Source organism: Cupriavidus sp. WGlv3, from assembly GCF_023952475.1.
Lineage (GTDB): Bacteria > Pseudomonadota > Gammaproteobacteria > Burkholderiales > Burkholderiaceae > Cupriavidus > Cupriavidus phytorum.
This window is the reverse complement of sequence record NZ_JALHRX010000001.1, coordinates 463,674-476,969: the sequence shown is the minus strand read 5'-3', so window position 1 is coordinate 476,969 and position 13,296 is coordinate 463,674. Positions and strand designations below refer to the sequence as shown.

The 13,296-nt window shown below is 67.4% G+C and carries 15 protein-coding genes; 9 read left to right on the top strand and 6 right to left on the bottom strand.

Annotation, left to right across the window (positions count from 1 at the left end; genetic code table 11):
* Position 1 precedes the first annotated feature (1 nt).
* A complete protein-coding gene (locus MKD38_RS02280) occupies positions 2-937 on the top strand; it encodes an electron transfer flavoprotein subunit alpha/FixB family protein (protein WP_018007045.1) in 936 nt (311 codons plus the stop codon).
* Between the two features lie 106 nt (positions 938-1,043).
* Positions 1,044-2,828: an acyl-CoA dehydrogenase gene (locus MKD38_RS02275; protein WP_252674458.1), complete on the top strand. Its 1,785-nt coding sequence runs from the start codon at positions 1,044-1,046 to the stop codon at positions 2,826-2,828.
* A gap of 77 nt (positions 2,829-2,905) precedes the next feature.
* Here MKD38_RS02275 and MKD38_RS02270 read toward each other — a convergent pair whose 3' ends face one another.
* A complete protein-coding gene (locus tag MKD38_RS02270; RefSeq protein ID WP_252674457.1) occupies positions 2,906-4,210 on the bottom strand; it encodes a D-amino acid dehydrogenase in 1,305 nt (434 codons plus the stop codon).
* A 107-nt stretch (positions 4,211-4,317) separates the two neighbouring features.
* Here MKD38_RS02270 and MKD38_RS02265 point away from each other — a divergent pair, with 107 nt between their 5' ends.
* Positions 4,318-4,821 carry an Lrp/AsnC ligand binding domain-containing protein gene (locus MKD38_RS02265; protein WP_012352108.1) on the top strand — a complete coding sequence of 168 codons (504 nt, stop codon included), beginning with the start codon at positions 4,318-4,320 and terminating at the stop codon, positions 4,819-4,821.
* An 11-nt stretch (positions 4,822-4,832) separates the two neighbouring features.
* Positions 4,833-6,053 carry a PA0069 family radical SAM protein gene (locus tag MKD38_RS02260; protein ID WP_252674456.1) on the top strand — a complete coding sequence of 407 codons (1,221 nt, stop codon included), beginning with the start codon at positions 4,833-4,835 and terminating at the stop codon, positions 6,051-6,053.
* A 317-nt stretch (positions 6,054-6,370) separates the two neighbouring features.
* On the opposite strand, the gene MKD38_RS02255 is transcribed toward MKD38_RS02260, so the two are convergent.
* From MKD38_RS02255 to MKD38_RS02240, 4 genes are all read right to left on the bottom strand, one after another.
* On the bottom strand, positions 6,371-6,862 hold the full coding sequence (locus MKD38_RS02255; RefSeq protein WP_252674455.1) for an NINE protein: 492 nt from the start codon (positions 6,860-6,862) through the stop codon (positions 6,371-6,373).
* Positions 6,863-7,004: 142 nt separating this feature from the next.
* Complete coding sequence (locus tag MKD38_RS02250) at positions 7,005-7,163, bottom strand: hypothetical protein (RefSeq protein ID WP_165835196.1); 159 nt, start codon at positions 7,161-7,163, stop codon at positions 7,005-7,007.
* Between the two features lie 274 nt (positions 7,164-7,437).
* Positions 7,438-7,833 (bottom strand): hypothetical protein, encoded by a 396-nt coding sequence (locus tag MKD38_RS02245; RefSeq protein WP_252674454.1) that lies wholly within the window; start codon positions 7,831-7,833, stop codon positions 7,438-7,440.
* Between the two features lie 153 nt (positions 7,834-7,986).
* The gene (locus MKD38_RS02240; protein ID WP_252674453.1) at positions 7,987-9,111 is read right to left on the bottom strand and encodes a PQQ-dependent sugar dehydrogenase; all 1,125 of its coding nucleotides are present in this window, start codon (positions 9,109-9,111) and stop codon (positions 7,987-7,989) included.
* 152 nt (positions 9,112-9,263) lie between these two features.
* Between MKD38_RS02240 and rpsP the strand changes: the two genes are divergently transcribed.
* From rpsP to MKD38_RS02215, 5 genes are all read left to right on the top strand, one after another.
* Positions 9,264-9,515: a 30S ribosomal protein S16 gene (rpsP, locus tag MKD38_RS02235; protein WP_111518953.1), complete on the top strand. Its 252-nt coding sequence runs from the start codon at positions 9,264-9,266 to the stop codon at positions 9,513-9,515.
* A 121-nt stretch (positions 9,516-9,636) separates the two neighbouring features.
* Entirely contained in the window at positions 9,637-10,260 is a 624-nt protein-coding gene (gene rimM / locus MKD38_RS02230) for a ribosome maturation factor RimM (RefSeq protein WP_252674452.1), read from the top strand.
* A 52-nt stretch (positions 10,261-10,312) separates the two neighbouring features.
* Positions 10,313-11,095, top strand: a complete 783-nt coding sequence (gene trmD / locus MKD38_RS02225) for a tRNA (guanosine(37)-N1)-methyltransferase TrmD (RefSeq protein WP_252674451.1) — start codon at positions 10,313-10,315, stop codon at positions 11,093-11,095.
* 74 nt (positions 11,096-11,169) lie between these two features.
* Positions 11,170-11,565 (top strand): 50S ribosomal protein L19, encoded by a 396-nt coding sequence (rplS, locus tag MKD38_RS02220; RefSeq protein ID WP_252674450.1) that lies wholly within the window; start codon positions 11,170-11,172, stop codon positions 11,563-11,565.
* 143 nt (positions 11,566-11,708) lie between these two features.
* Positions 11,709-12,389, top strand: coding sequence for a CoA pyrophosphatase (locus tag MKD38_RS02215; RefSeq protein WP_115706312.1), 681 nt, complete (start codon positions 11,709-11,711; stop codon positions 12,387-12,389).
* Between the two features lie 16 nt (positions 12,390-12,405).
* Here MKD38_RS02215 and MKD38_RS02210 read toward each other — a convergent pair whose 3' ends face one another.
* Positions 12,406-13,254: a sulfurtransferase gene (locus tag MKD38_RS02210; protein WP_252674449.1), complete on the bottom strand. Its 849-nt coding sequence runs from the start codon at positions 13,252-13,254 to the stop codon at positions 12,406-12,408.
* Positions 13,255-13,296 lie beyond the last annotated feature (42 nt).

Genomic DNA, 13,296 nt, shown 5'->3' with positions numbered 1-13,296 from the left:
CATGACTGCACTCGTCATTGCTGAACACGACAATCAATCGATCAAGGGCGCCACGCTCAACACCGTGACCGCCGCAGCCCAATGCGGCGGCGACGTGCACGTGCTGGTGGCAGGTTCCAACGCCAAGGCCGCGGCCGATGCCGCCGCCAAGATCGCCGGCGTGACCAAGGTCCTGCTGGCCGACGCCGCCTACTTCGGCGACGGCCTGGCCGAGAACGTGGCCGAGCAGGCGCTGGCCATCGCCAACGACTACTCGCACATCCTGGCCCCGGCCACCCCGTACGGCAAGAACATCCTGCCGCGCGTGGCCGCCAAGCTGGACGTGGCCCAGATCTCGGAAATCTCCAAGGTCGACGCCCCGGACACCTTCGAGCGTCCGATCTACGCCGGCAACGCCATCGCCACGGTCAAGTCGGAAGACAAGATCAAGGTGATTACCGTGCGCGGCACCGCGTTTGACGCCGCCGCTGCCGAAGGTGGCTCGGCCGCCGTCGAAACCCTGCCGGCCGTGGCCGACGCGGGCGTTTCGCAATTCGTTTCGCGCGAAGTGGCCAAGAGCGACCGTCCGGAACTGACCGCCGCCAAGATCATCGTCTCGGGTGGCCGTGGCGTGGGCTCGGGCGAAAACTACACCAAGGTGCTGACGCCGCTGGCCGACAAGCTCAACGCCGCGCTGGGCGCCTCGCGCGCCGCCGTGGACGCCGGCTTCGTGCCGAACGACTACCAGGTCGGCCAGACCGGCAAGATCGTCGCGCCTCAGCTGTATATCGCCGTCGGTATCTCGGGCGCGATCCAGCACCTGGCCGGCATGAAGGACTCCAAGGTGATCGTCGCAATCAACAAGGATGCCGAGGCCCCGATCTTCTCCGTGGCCGACTACGGCCTGGTGGGCGACCTGAACACCGTGGTGCCGGAGCTGGTGGCAGCACTGGGCTGATGCCGCGCCGGCCGCACTGCGGCCGGTACGGATAGCAGCAGGCAAGTAACGAGCCGTTCCGGGGGCGACCCGCGAACGGCTTTTTCATACATGTTGGGAGACATCGATGACCTACCGTGCGCCGATCAAGGACATGCTGTTCGTCATGAACGAGCTGGCCGGCCTTGAGGCCGTCAGCAATCTGCCCGGCTTCGAGGAAGCCACCCCCGAGACGGCCGAGGCCGTGCTCGACGAGGCCGCCAAGTTCAACGAGCAGGTGGTCGCGCCACTGAACCGCGCCGGCGACCTGGAACCGAGCAGCTGGAAGGACGGCGTGGTCACCACCACGCCCGGCTTCAGGGAAGCCTTCCGCCAGTTCGGCGAGGGCGGCTGGCAGGGCGTGCTGCATCCGCAGGAGTTCGGCGGCCAGGGACTGCCCAAGTTGATCGCCACGGCGTGCAACGAAATGCTGAACAGCGCGAACCTGTCGTTCGCGCTGTGCCCGCTGCTGACCGACGGCGCGATCGAGGCGCTGCTGACGGCGGGCTCCGACGACCAGAAGGCCACCTTCCTGCCCAAACTAATCTCGGGCGAGTGGACCGGCACCATGAATTTGACCGAGCCGCAGGCAGGCTCGGACCTGGCTGCGGTGCGCACCCGCGCCGAGCCGCAGGGCGACGGCACCTACAAGGTCTTCGGCACCAAGATCTTCATCACCTACGGCGAGCACGACATGGCGCAGAACATCGTCCATCTCGTGCTGGCCCGCACCCCCAACGCGCCCGAAGGCGTGAAGGGCATCTCGCTGTTCATCGTGCCCAAGTTCCTGGTCAATGCCGATGGCAGCAACGGGGCGCGCAACGATGTGCATTGCGTCTCGATCGAACACAAGCTGGGCATCAAGGCCAGCCCCACCGCGGTGCTGCAGTTCGGCGACCATGGCGGCGCGATCGGCACGCTGGTCGGCGAAGAGAACCGCGGCCTCGAGTACATGTTCATCATGATGAACTCGGCGCGCTTCTCGGTCGGCATGCAGGGCATCGCGGTGGCCGAGCGCGCCTACCAGCAGGCGGTGGCGTATGCGCGCGAGCGCGTGCAGAGCCGCCCGGTCGATGGCTCGGCGCGCGAGGCGGTGACCATCATCCACCATCCCGACGTCAAGCGCATGCTGATGACCATGCGCGCGCTGACCGAAGGCGCGCGCGCGGTGGCGTACGTGGCCGCGGCCGCCAGCGATGCGGCGCACCAGCATCCCGACGAAGCCGTGCGCAGTCAGAGCCAGGCCTTCTACGAGTTCATGGTGCCGGTGGTGAAGGGCTGGAGCACCGAGCTGTCGATCGATGTCACCAGTCTCGGCGTGCAGGTGCACGGCGGCATGGGCTTTATCGAGGAAACCGGCGCGGCGCAGCACTACCGCGACGCGCGCATCCTGCCGATCTACGAGGGCACCACGGCGATCCAGGCCAACGACCTGGTGGGCCGCAAGACCATGCGCGACGGCGGTGCCGCCGCCCGCGCAATCTGTGCGCAGATCGCCGAGACCGAGTCCGCGCTGGGCCGGCACGGCGGCTCCGCCTTCACCGCGGTGCAGGCGCAGCTGGCCAGGGGCCGTGCCGCGCTGGAAGCCGTGGTCGAGTTCGTCGTCGCCAACGCCAAGTCGGACCCGAACGCGGTCTTCGCCGGCAGCGTGCCTTACCTGAAGCTGTGCGGCATCGTGTTCTCCGGCTGGCAGTTCGGCCGTGCCATGCTGGCTGCGGACGCGAAGCGCGCCGACGATCCGGCCTTCCACGAGGCCAAGATCGCAACCGCGCATTTCTTTGCCGAGCACATCCTGTCGCAGGCATCGGCCTTGCGCGATGCCGTGGTCGGCGGCGGGGCGCCGGTCAATGCGTTGAGCGCCGAGCAGTTCTGAGCGTAGCGCGCGGCGCGCGGATAGAAAAAGGGCGACCCGCAAGGTCGCCCTTTTTGCTTGGGGAAGCCGGCCTTTTATCAGGCGGCTGCCGGACGCGGCGCCAGATGATGGCGCGCCGGCTTCAGGTAGCGACTGACCGACAGGTCGTCGGCACGGATCGCCGGCGACTTGCCCGAGACCAGGTCCGACAGCAGCTTGCCGGAGCCGCAGGCCATGGTCCAGCCGAGCGTGCCGTGGCCGGTGTTCAGCCACAGGCCGCGCACCTGGGTCGGGCCGACAATGGGCGTGCCGTCCGGGGTCATCGGGCGCAGGCCGGTCCAGAAGGTGGCCTGGCTGACATCGCCGGCGCCAGGGAACAGGTCGGTCACCACGTGCTCGAGCGTGCGGCGCTTGGCCGGGTCGAGGCTGCGGTCATAGCCGACGATCTGCGCCATGCCGCCGACGCGGATGCGGTCGTCGAAGCGGGTCAGGGCCACCTTGTAGGTCTCGTCGAGCACCGTCGAGACCGGCGCGCGCGAGGCATCGCTGAGCGGCACGGTGATCGAGAAGCCCTTGAGCGGATACACCGGCAGGTTGGACATGCCGCGCAGGAAGGGTTTGACCAGCTGCGTCGACCAGCTCCCCAGCGCCACCACCACCAGGTCCGCCGCCATCGGCTCGCCGTCGACCACGGCGCCGGTGACGGCATCGCCCTGGCTGAGCAGGCCGTCGATCGAGCGGCTGTACAGGAAGCGGACGCCGAGCGTGCCGGCCATGTTGGCCAGGCGCTGCGTGAACAGCGCGCAGTCGCCGGTTTCGTCATTGGGAAGGCGCAGGCCGCCGGCCAGCTTGTGGCGGACGGCGGCCAGCGCCGGTTCGCTCGCGGCGAGTTCTTCGCGCGAAAGCAACTGGTAGGGAACCCCGGCCTGTTCCAGCACCGCGATGTCCTTGGCCGCGCCGTGCAGCTGCTCGTCGGTGCGGAACACCTGCAGCGTGCCTTGCTGGCGGCCTTCGTAGGCAATGCCGGTTTCCGCGCGCAGCGCGCGGATGCAGTCGCGGCTGTATTCGGCCAGCCGCACCATGCGCTCCTTGTTGACGGCATAGCGCCCGGCGCTGCAGTTCAGCAGCATCTGCCACATCCATTGCAGCTGGAACAGCGTGCCGTCGGGGCGGATGCTGAGCGGCGCGTGTTCCTGGAACATCCACTTGATCGCCTTGAGCGGCACGCCGGGCGCCGCCCACGGCGACGCGTAGCCGGGCGAGATCTGGCCCGCATTGGCAAAGCTGGTGCCGAGCGCTGGGCCGGACTCGCGGTCGACCACGGTCACTTCGTGACCGGCCCTGGCCAGGTACCACGCACTGGTGACGCCAATTACGCCACTGCCAAGTACGAGAACGCGCATTTCGGGGGCTCCAACTGCGATGACTACGGTATAGAGGATTTGTCTCTATACTATTGAATGCATTCCAGTCATAGTTACCGAATTTCTCAGGAAAACAGGAAAAACTCATGAGAACGAGTCGCCAGCCCCAGCGTACGCTCGACCGGCTCGACCGCAAGATCCTGACCGCGCTGCAGAGCGACGGCAGGATGTCGATGAAAGACCTGGCCGAAGCGGTCGGGCTGACCATCACGCCGTGCATCGAACGCGTCAAGCGCCTGGAGCGCGATGGTGTCATCATGGGCTACTACGCACGGCTCAACCCGGCGCTGCTGGGCAGTGCGCTGCTGGTGTTCGTCGAGATCTCGCTGGGCAACAAATCGGGCAATATGTTCGAGCAGTTCCGTCGCGAGGTGCTGCGCATTCCGGAGGTGCTGGAATGCCACCTGGTGTCGGGCGATTTCGACTACCTGATCAAGGCGCGCATCCGCGAGATCGGCGAATACCGCCGGCTGCTGGGCGACATCCTGCTGCAGTTGCCGGGCGCGGCGCAGTCCAAGAGCTATGTGGTGATGGAAGAGATCAAGGAGACACTGGCCATCTCGGTAGAGGAGAAGAGCCAGGCCGCGTAACGAAGGCCAGCATGGAGCGCCCCCTGCCAAAGCCCAAATCCCCCGCCAGACCTCTCGCCGGCGCAACGCGGCGCGAGGCCGATGCCGACGCGCAGGCCGGCGCGCGCCCGCCCGTGGCGCGCAAGGGCCGCGGCGCCGTCAGCAACCTGCAGGGGCGTTTCGAGCGCGACCAGCGCGAGACGTTCGACGATGGCTGGGGTCCGGCGCCGGAAGACACCGCTGCGGCGCTCGAGGCAAGCGCGGGCGCTGACGACGCGCCGCTGCCGCCGCTACGCACCGAAGTCCATCTCGAACGTGCCCGTTCCGTGCTGACGCGCAATGCCTCGCCCGATGTCCCGTTCGACGTTTCGCTCAATCCCTACCGCGGCTGCGAGCACGGCTGCATCTATTGCTTTGCCCGGCCGACGCACGCCTACCTGGACCTGTCGCCGGGGCTGGACTTCGAAACGCAGCTCTATGCCAAGACCAATGCCGCCGAGCGCCTGCGCGAAACGCTGGCGCGGCCGTCGTACCGCTGCGAGACCATCGCGCTGGGCGTCAACACCGACGCTTACCAGCCGATCGAGCGTGACCAGCGCATCACGCGCAGCCTGCTGGAAGTGCTGCATGAATGCGATCACCCGGTGGCGCTGATCACCAAGTCTTCACTGATCGAGCGCGATATCGACCTGCTCGCGCCGATGGCGGCCAAGCGGCTGGCAGTGGCCGCACTGACCATCACCACGCTCGACGCTGACATCGCACGCACGCTGGAGCCGCGCGCGGCGACGCCGTCGCGCCGGTTGCGCACCATCCGCACGCTGACCGACGCCGGCATCCCGGTGGGGGTCAGCATTGCCCCGGTGATCCCCTTCATCACCGAGCCTGACCTGGAGCGCGTGCTGGAAGCGGCGCGCGAGGCGGGCGCCGTGTATGCGAACTACATCGTGCTGCGATTGCCGTGGGAAGTGCGGCCGCTGTTCGAGGAGTGGCTGCAGGCTCACTTCCCCGACCGGGCCGAACGGGTCATGAACCGCGTGCGGGACATGCGCGAAGGCAAAGCCTACGATGCGAACTTTGCCACGCGCATGCGCGGCACCGGCGTGTGGGCGGACTTGCTGCGCCAGCGCTTCTACAAGGCCGCCGAACGGCTCGGCTTCCGCTACAACCGGTTTGAACTGGATACTTCACGTTTTCGCCCGCCGGCGGCGGTACCCAGCGGCAAGGACGATCCGCAGGGTTCGCTGTTCTGAGCCTTCAGAGCGGCTGCCGTGGCTTGCTGGTCGCCGATCATGCTGCTGGCGAGTTCCAGCGCGGCCTTGGCGCTCGATGGCGGCAGTCCCGAGGACAGCGCCAGCCTGACGGCGATCGCCGCCAGGCGTCCTTCCTCATAGCTTGGCATGTCGATACTTGCTCCTTTGCGCTGCCGGGGCGTGGCCTCGCCGCGCGTCGCGCCGCCAGGATCGGACGGCTCTACCAGTATGGGCGAATTGGCCGAAAGGGAAACCGGCGATTGCGGCCGCATTGACCGCGCACAAGAGATGAGCGAGGGAGACAGCGCGCAGGGAGCCTACTGCGACAGTTCGCGCGCGGCCTCCACCTGCGACTCGAAGAAGGTCTGGAAGCTGATCGCCAGCCCCGCCATCAGCAGGCCGGTACCGATCAGCAGCGACAGGATCACCAGGATCACCACCGGCCAGCCCGAGCGCGTGGGTTTGCCGTGCGGGTTGAAGCGGGCATCCCATTTGTCGTCCGGGCGCAGCCCGTAGACGATCGCCGCCAGGAACGCGCTGATGACGGAAATGCCGCCGGCCACGGCAAAGGTCCAGTTCAGTGCCGGGCTGCCCGCGCCGGTGGCCATCGAGGCCACGCCGATGGCGCCGGCCAGCAGCGCCAGCAGGTGCGCCCAGCCATACAGGTCGCGCAAGCCGCCCAGGTAGAAACGGTGCGCGCCCAGGCTGCCGAACAGGAACGCCAGCGCCACGGTCAGCAGCTTCGATTTGCCGCGCGCGGACGGCGCGGCGAGCGGAGAGGCGTGGCGGACTGGCGTGGCTGCGGACATGGTCGGAAGGGAAGTTTCAGGCCTGGGGTGCAGGCAGGCGTTGCGCCGGCACGGAAGTGACGGCACAAGGGTACCGGCCGGCCACATTGTACGCCGGCAGTCAGCGCAAGGAAGGGAAGTGCGTCAAAAGGCGCCAGCGGCGCTAATGCCAGCCGCCGGCGATCAGGCCGCGGATAAAGGCCGAGGCGTGCTCGCTGATATGGGTTTCGCTGTAGAGAACCAGGGTCAGGATGCCCATGAACAGGATCGACAGCGATAGCTGGCCCGCGTGTTCGGCCAGGTCGCTAAGCAGGGGTGACATGACAAACCTCACAGAATTATTGTCATTCTGGAGGCTGCGCCCGGGCCGTCTTGGTCGGGTCCCGGCAGGAGGTGTCGGGCAGAGGCAGGTCAGTTCGATTGCCGTCCGCACATGACGGCACGCTGTGAGCCCCGGACGGCGCCGGGCGGCAGCCTGTGCGTGCGCCCGGAATCGGGGCACACACTTAAGTAGAGACAGGCCGGGCAGGGGCGGAGTTCCGCAGCGAGTGGCGGGGCGCGGTATCCAGCCGCCAGGGAAACGGCGCCGGCTCCGATCAGCGGCCGTTGTCGCGACCGCGTGCCTGCCAGCCAGGGCCTACCTGGCCCTGGCGCGGCTCGTTGCGGGCGTCATTGGGGGGATTGCGTTCCGGGCCGCGGCCGCGGTTGTCGTCGCGGGCGCCGGCGAGCGCGGCGCGGCGGCCGCTGAGGCGGTCGTCGGCGCGGGCGCGCGCCTCCATGCGGTCGATCTGGGCTTGCACGTGTTCACGGCTTTCGGCGCGCACGCTGGCCATCTGCCAGCCATCGCCGGACTGGATCCGGGCGGGCCGGCCATCGGAACGGACTTGTTGCCAGAACGCGACCTGGGCATGGCTGGCGCCTACCGCGCCGACCAGGCCCGAGGCCACCAGGATGCCAGCCACCAGGTCGCGCAGGAGAGAGCGGGTGAGCATGCGGATTCCCAGGGTCCTGTCGCGCTGTGTTGCTGTTGGAAGATGGGTTCATGGTACGCATGGGGCATCGGGGCGCCTATGCCAATCCCGTTACCGGTGTAACGGATTGTTTCGACCGCACAAAGCCGCGCCGGGCGGGGCTTTCCGCCGGATTCAGGGCTGGTAGCGGATGCGGTAAATCGCCCCCGCATGGTCATCGCTGACCAGCAGCGAACCGTCCGGCGCGACCAGGACATCGGCGGGCCGGCCCCAGGCCTTGCCGCCGCGCAGCCAGCCCTGTGCGAACACCTCCTGGCGCACGGCCTTGCCGGCGGCGTCCAGCACCACGCGGACCACGCGGTAGCCGGAGGGCTCGCTGCGGTCCCAGCTGCCATGTTCGGCGATCAGGACGTTGTTGCGGTAGTCCGGCGGGAACTGCGTGCCGGTGTAGAAGCGCATGCCGAGCGCGGCGACATGCGCGCCCAGGCGAGCCACCGGCGGCACGAACTCGGAGCAGGGGCGTTTGCCGCCGAATTCCGGGTCGGCGACGTTGCCGGCATGGCAGTACGGGTAGCCGAAATGCTGGCCGGGCGCGGTGACGCGGTTCAGTTCGTCGTCGGGCACGTCGTCGCCCATGCGGTCGCGGCCGTTGTCGGTGAACCACAGTTCGCGCGTGGCCGGGTGCCAGTCGAAGCCGACGGTGTTGCGCACGCCGCGCGCCACCACCTGCAGGCCGGTGCCGTCGGGCTTCATCCTGACGATGTTGGCATAGCGGGCTTCGTCTGGCTCGCACACATTGCAGGGGGCGCCGGTGGCGACGTACAGGTAGCCGTCCGGGCCGAAGCCGATGAATTTGCCACCGTGGTGGCCGTCCGACGGGAAGCGGTCGCTCACCACCCTGGGCGCGGGCGGCTGCTCCAGGCGGGCCTCGATCTGGTCCAGCCGCACGATCTTCGAGACCGAGGACGCATACAGGCTGCCGTCATGGAAGGCCACGCCAAGCGGATTGCGCAGTCCGGTGGCGACGGTGCGCACCCGCGGGCGGGTACCGAGCGCATCGCTGACCGCGTAGAGCTTGCCTTCGCTGCGCGATCCCACGAAGAGCGTGCCCGACGGCGACATCGCCATGGCGCGCGCGCCCGGCACGTCATCGGTGAGCACCTCGATGCGGAAGCCGGGCGGCAGGCGCAGCTGGTCCAGCGGCAGGGCGGCGAGCGCGGACTGGCTCGTTGCCAGTACCATCAGCGCCAGCAGCGTACGCGGTACCATGCCAACCATGAAGTGCAGAGCGGGGCGCATGTGTGGCCTCCTGTCGCGGTTTTTGCCACGATGCCTGCGCCGCGTTCACGCGTCAACCGCCTAAGTGTTTGTTTGGCCTCGGGAATTGGGCTATACTCTTGCGTTTCGTGTTCGAACGCCCTTGAACACCCCGTTTTCTGAGGACTCATTCCATGGTCGTTATCCGTCTGGCTCGCGGCGGCAGCAAGAAGCGCCCGTTCTTCAACATCGTCGCCACCGACTCGCGCAACCGTCGCGATGGTCGTTTCATTGAGCGCGTTGGTTTCTACAACCCGCTGGCAGCCGAAGGTGAAGAAGGCCTGCGCCTGTCGCAAGACCGCCTGGCCTACTGGCAAGGCGTTGGCGCGCAGCTGTCGCCGACCGTTGCCCGCCTGGTCAAGCAAGGCACCAAGGCTGCTGCCTGATTGCCGCTTGCAACGCGCCCTGCCTTAACCGGCGGGGCGCGTTTGCATTGGACCACGCGCACACGTGACCGAGCGAAAGCAGGACGCCGGGCGGCCGACGCGGCCGCCGCTGAACCGGTCCATGAACCGACCGCAGGGCGAGCCGGCCAAGGCGCTCAGGCTGCCCGCAGCGCTGCTGCATGCCGAGCCCCTGCCGGAGGACCTGGTGGAGGTGGGCTATGTCAGCGCTGCCTATGGTATCCGTGGCTGGATCAAGGTCCAGCCGCATGCCGACGATGCGTCGGCGCTGCTGCACGCCCGCCGCTGGTGGCTGCTGAGCCCGCCGCAGGCGGGGCTGGTGGCGGCCGATGCGGCACGCGCCGGGCCCGTCTGCGTGAAGATCGCGCAGTCGCGCGAGCACAGCGGTACCGTGGTGGCGCAGGCTGCCGGCGTGGCCGACCGCAATCTTGCGGAAGCGCTGCGTGGCCGTCGCGTGTGGATCCGGCGCGCGGATTTTCCGGCGCCGGAAGACGATGAGTTCTACTGGGTCGACCTGATCGGCTGCAGCGTCAGCAACGAGCAAGGCGAGTTGCTGGGCGAAGTGTCCGGGCTGATCGACAACGGTGCCCACCAGATCCTGCAGGTTGCCTTCGTGCAGCCCGACGGCAAGGCCGGCGAACGGCTGATTCCATTTGTCGACGCGTTCCTGCGCACGGTGGATACCGCCGGCAAGCGCATCGTGGTGGACTGGGGACTCGATTACTGAGCAGTGACTGCGCAGGTGTGACGCAGTGTGAAACAAGGATGGGAGAGAGCGGATGCAGTTCGACGTGATCACGCTGTTTCCCGAAATGTTTCGCGCGCTGACCGACTGGGGCATTACCAGCCGGGCGGCCAAGCAGCAGCGGTATGCGTTGCGCAGCTGGAATCCGCGTGATTTCACCGTCGACAACTACCGCACCATCGATGACCGGCCCTATGGCGGCGGTCCCGGCATGGTGATGCTGGCCAAGCCGCTGGACGATGCGATCGATGCCGCGGTGGCGGCGCAGGCGCAAGCCGGCGTACCGAAGCCGCATGTGGTGCTGATGTCGCCGCAAGGCCAGACGCTGACGCATGCCAAGGTCATGGAGCTGGCCCAGCGGCCGGGCCTGGTGTTGCTGTGCGGCAGGTACGAGGCGATCGACCAGCGGCTGATCGACCGCCGCGTGGACGAGGAAATCAGCCTCGGCGATTTCGTGCTGTCGGGCGGCGAACTGCCGGCGATGGCGCTGATCGACGCGGTGGTGCGCCACCTGCCCGGCGTGCTGGGCGATGCGCAGTCGGCGGTGCAGGATAGTTTTGTCAATGGCCTGCTGGATTGTCCGCATTACACCCGGCCGGAAGAATATGAAGGCGTGCGGGTCCCCGACATTTTGCTCGGGGGCCATCATGCCGAGATTGAAAAATGGCGGCGCCAGCAGGCGCTGGCCAATACCGCGAGCAAGCGTCCCGACCTGATCGAGGCGGCCCGCGAACAAGGTTTGCTGACCCGTGCCGACGAGAAGTTCCTGTCGGAATGGGCGGCGAAGGAAGGGCGGGGGGAAACTCCCGCCAGGTAAAACCCCATCCTCTGCCGGGGCCCGGGACATCCTGGGGCATACAACGCCGGCACGATGGTTACGGAGAAGAAACGATGAACCTCATCGAACAGATCGAGAAGGAAGAGATCGCGCGCCTGACCGCGAACAAGACCATCCCCGCATTCGCGCCCGGCGACACCGTCGTCGTCAGCGTCAACGTGGTCGAAGGTAACCGCAAGCGCGTGCAGGCCTACGAAGGCGTCGTGATTGCCAAGCGCAACCGCGGCCTGAACTCGTCCTTCATCGTGCGCAAGATCTCGTCGGGTGAAGGCGTGGAGCGTACGTTCCAGCTGTACTCGCCGCTGATCGCTGCCATCGAAGTCAAGCGCCGTGGCGACGTGCGTCGCGCGAAGCTGTACTACCTGCGCCAGCGTTCGGGCAAGTCCGCACGTATCAAGGAAAAGCTGGTGTCGAAAGCTGCTGTCGCTGCCAAGGCTGCTGCACAGTAAGCTGGACATGCCGGCCGGGGCAACCCGGCCAGCGTTTCCTCAGGAAGGGCACCTCAGGGTGCCCTTTTTGCATGGTCGCGCGGGTCCACCGCCGTGCTTTGCTGCGGCGCCAGATGGCGCGCTTCTGTCATACTTGCGATGTTATGCGTCCCGCCTTCGATCCCGAATCCCTTCCCGTCATCGATACCGACCTGCGCAACGGTGCGCTGAGCGCGCCGCGCCTGCAGGTCGACTTTATCCGGCACCGCTTCCAGGCCCCGCCGGCGTGGGCTCCGGAGCTGACCGACGAATCACGGGTCTACGATCGCAGCCGCGGGCTGCGCGACGCCGCGGTGCTGGTGCCGCTGGTCGAGCGCAGCGATGGCCTGACGGTGCTGCTGACGCAGCGCAATGCCAATCTCAGCGCGCATGCCGGCCAGATCAGCTTTCCCGGTGGGCGGCAGGAGTCGTGGGACGTCAACCGCATCGACACCGCGCTGCGCGAGACTGAAGAAGAAGTGGGACTGGCCCGCGACTATGTCGAGGTGCTGGGCGCGCTGCCGGACTACATCACCGGCACCGGCTTCCACGTCAGCCCGGTGGTGGGCCTGGTGCGCGATGGCTTTACGCTGCGGCCGGACGCCTCGGAAGTGGCCGATGTCTTCGAAGTGCCGCTGGCCTTCCTGATGGACCCGTCGCACCATGAGCGGCGCCTGTTCCGCTGGGTCGACGGCGAACGCATGTTCTACGCCATGCCCTATCCGCGCGACAACGGCGGCCAGCGCTTTATCTGGGGCGCCACCGCCGGCATGCTGCGCAACCTCTACCACCTGCTGGCGGCCTGAGCCGCGTGCGCAGTCCTCAGGCGGCGGCCCGGTCCTTGCCGCCGATGCAGTGCGGGCAGCTCTTGCCGACCACATAGTGCGGGCTTTGCTGCTGTTCGGGCGTGACCACGGCGCGGCAGGCAAAGCATTGCTTGGGCCCGGCCGGCTCCAGGCTCGGGTTCAGCGCGGTGCGGTAGTCGAAGACGAAGCAGTCGCCGCGATAGTGGCTGCTGCCGACCTCCTCGAAGTACTTCAGGATGCCGCCCTCGAGCTGGTAGACGCGCTCGACGCCGACTTCCTGCATGTGGATCGCGGCCTTCTCGCAGCGGATGCCACCGGTGCAGAACGAGACCACGGTCTTGCCTTCCAGCTCGGCCTTGTGCGCGGCGACAGCGTCGGGAAATTCGCTGAACTTGGCGATGTCGTACTCGACCGCGTCGGCGAAGGTGCCGACCGCCACTTCGAAATCATTGCGCGTATCCAGCATCACCACCGGACGGCCTTCGTCATCGTGTCCCTGGTCCAGCCAGCGCTTCAGGTCCACCGGCCGCACCGACGGCGCGCGGCCCGCCTCGGGACGGATCAGCGGCATCTTCATGGTGATGATTTCCTTCTTGGCGCGCACCAGCATGCGCTTGAAGGGCTGGTGGTCCGACAGGCTTTCCTTGGGCGCGATATCGGCAAAGCGCGCATCGGCATGCAGCCACGCCATGAAGCCGTCGATGGCTGCGCGCGGGCCGGCCAGGAACATGTTGATGCCTTCCGGCGCGAGCAGGATCGTGCCCTTCAGGCCCGCCGCCTCGCAGCGCTCGCGCATGGCCGGGCGCAGGGTCTCGATGTTGTCCAGCGAGACAAACTTGTAAGCGGAAATATTGACGATCTGCATGGGACACTGCGCCGCCGCGGCGGCTCCCGAGGGGCGCCGACA

What these genes read in the sequence shown, in the direction of transcription:
- trmD (WP_252674451.1), top strand. Translation starts at nt 10,313, where the DNA reads ATGCAGTTCGACGTGATCACGCTGTTTCCCGAAATGTTTCGCGCGCTG.
- MKD38_RS02270 (WP_252674457.1), bottom strand. Translation starts at nt 4,210, where the DNA reads ATGCGCGTTCTCGTACTTGGCAGTGGCGTAATTGGCGTCACCAGTGCG.
- MKD38_RS02255 (WP_252674455.1), bottom strand. Translation starts at nt 6,862, where the DNA reads ATGTCCGCAGCCACGCCAGTCCGCCACGCCTCTCCGCTCGCCGCGCCG.
- MKD38_RS02280 (WP_018007045.1), top strand. Translation starts at nt 2, where the DNA reads ATGACTGCACTCGTCATTGCTGAACACGACAATCAATCGATCAAGGGC.
- rimM (WP_252674452.1), top strand. Translation starts at nt 9,637, where the DNA reads ATGAACCGACCGCAGGGCGAGCCGGCCAAGGCGCTCAGGCTGCCCGCA.
- MKD38_RS02215 (WP_115706312.1), top strand. Translation starts at nt 11,709, where the DNA reads ATGCGTCCCGCCTTCGATCCCGAATCCCTTCCCGTCATCGATACCGAC.
- MKD38_RS02275 (WP_252674458.1), top strand. Translation starts at nt 1,044, where the DNA reads ATGACCTACCGTGCGCCGATCAAGGACATGCTGTTCGTCATGAACGAG.
- rplS (WP_252674450.1), top strand. Translation starts at nt 11,170, where the DNA reads ATGAACCTCATCGAACAGATCGAGAAGGAAGAGATCGCGCGCCTGACC.
- MKD38_RS02260 (WP_252674456.1), top strand. Translation starts at nt 4,833, where the DNA reads ATGGAGCGCCCCCTGCCAAAGCCCAAATCCCCCGCCAGACCTCTCGCC.
- MKD38_RS02240 (WP_252674453.1), bottom strand. Translation starts at nt 9,111, where the DNA reads ATGCGCCCCGCTCTGCACTTCATGGTTGGCATGGTACCGCGTACGCTG.
- MKD38_RS02245 (WP_252674454.1), bottom strand. Translation starts at nt 7,833, where the DNA reads ATGCTCACCCGCTCTCTCCTGCGCGACCTGGTGGCTGGCATCCTGGTG.
- MKD38_RS02210 (WP_252674449.1), bottom strand. Translation starts at nt 13,254, where the DNA reads ATGCAGATCGTCAATATTTCCGCTTACAAGTTTGTCTCGCTGGACAAC.
- MKD38_RS02250 (WP_165835196.1), bottom strand. Translation starts at nt 7,163, where the DNA reads ATGTCACCCCTGCTTAGCGACCTGGCCGAACACGCGGGCCAGCTATCG.
- rpsP (WP_111518953.1), top strand. Translation starts at nt 9,264, where the DNA reads ATGGTCGTTATCCGTCTGGCTCGCGGCGGCAGCAAGAAGCGCCCGTTC.
- MKD38_RS02265 (WP_012352108.1), top strand. Translation starts at nt 4,318, where the DNA reads ATGAGAACGAGTCGCCAGCCCCAGCGTACGCTCGACCGGCTCGACCGC.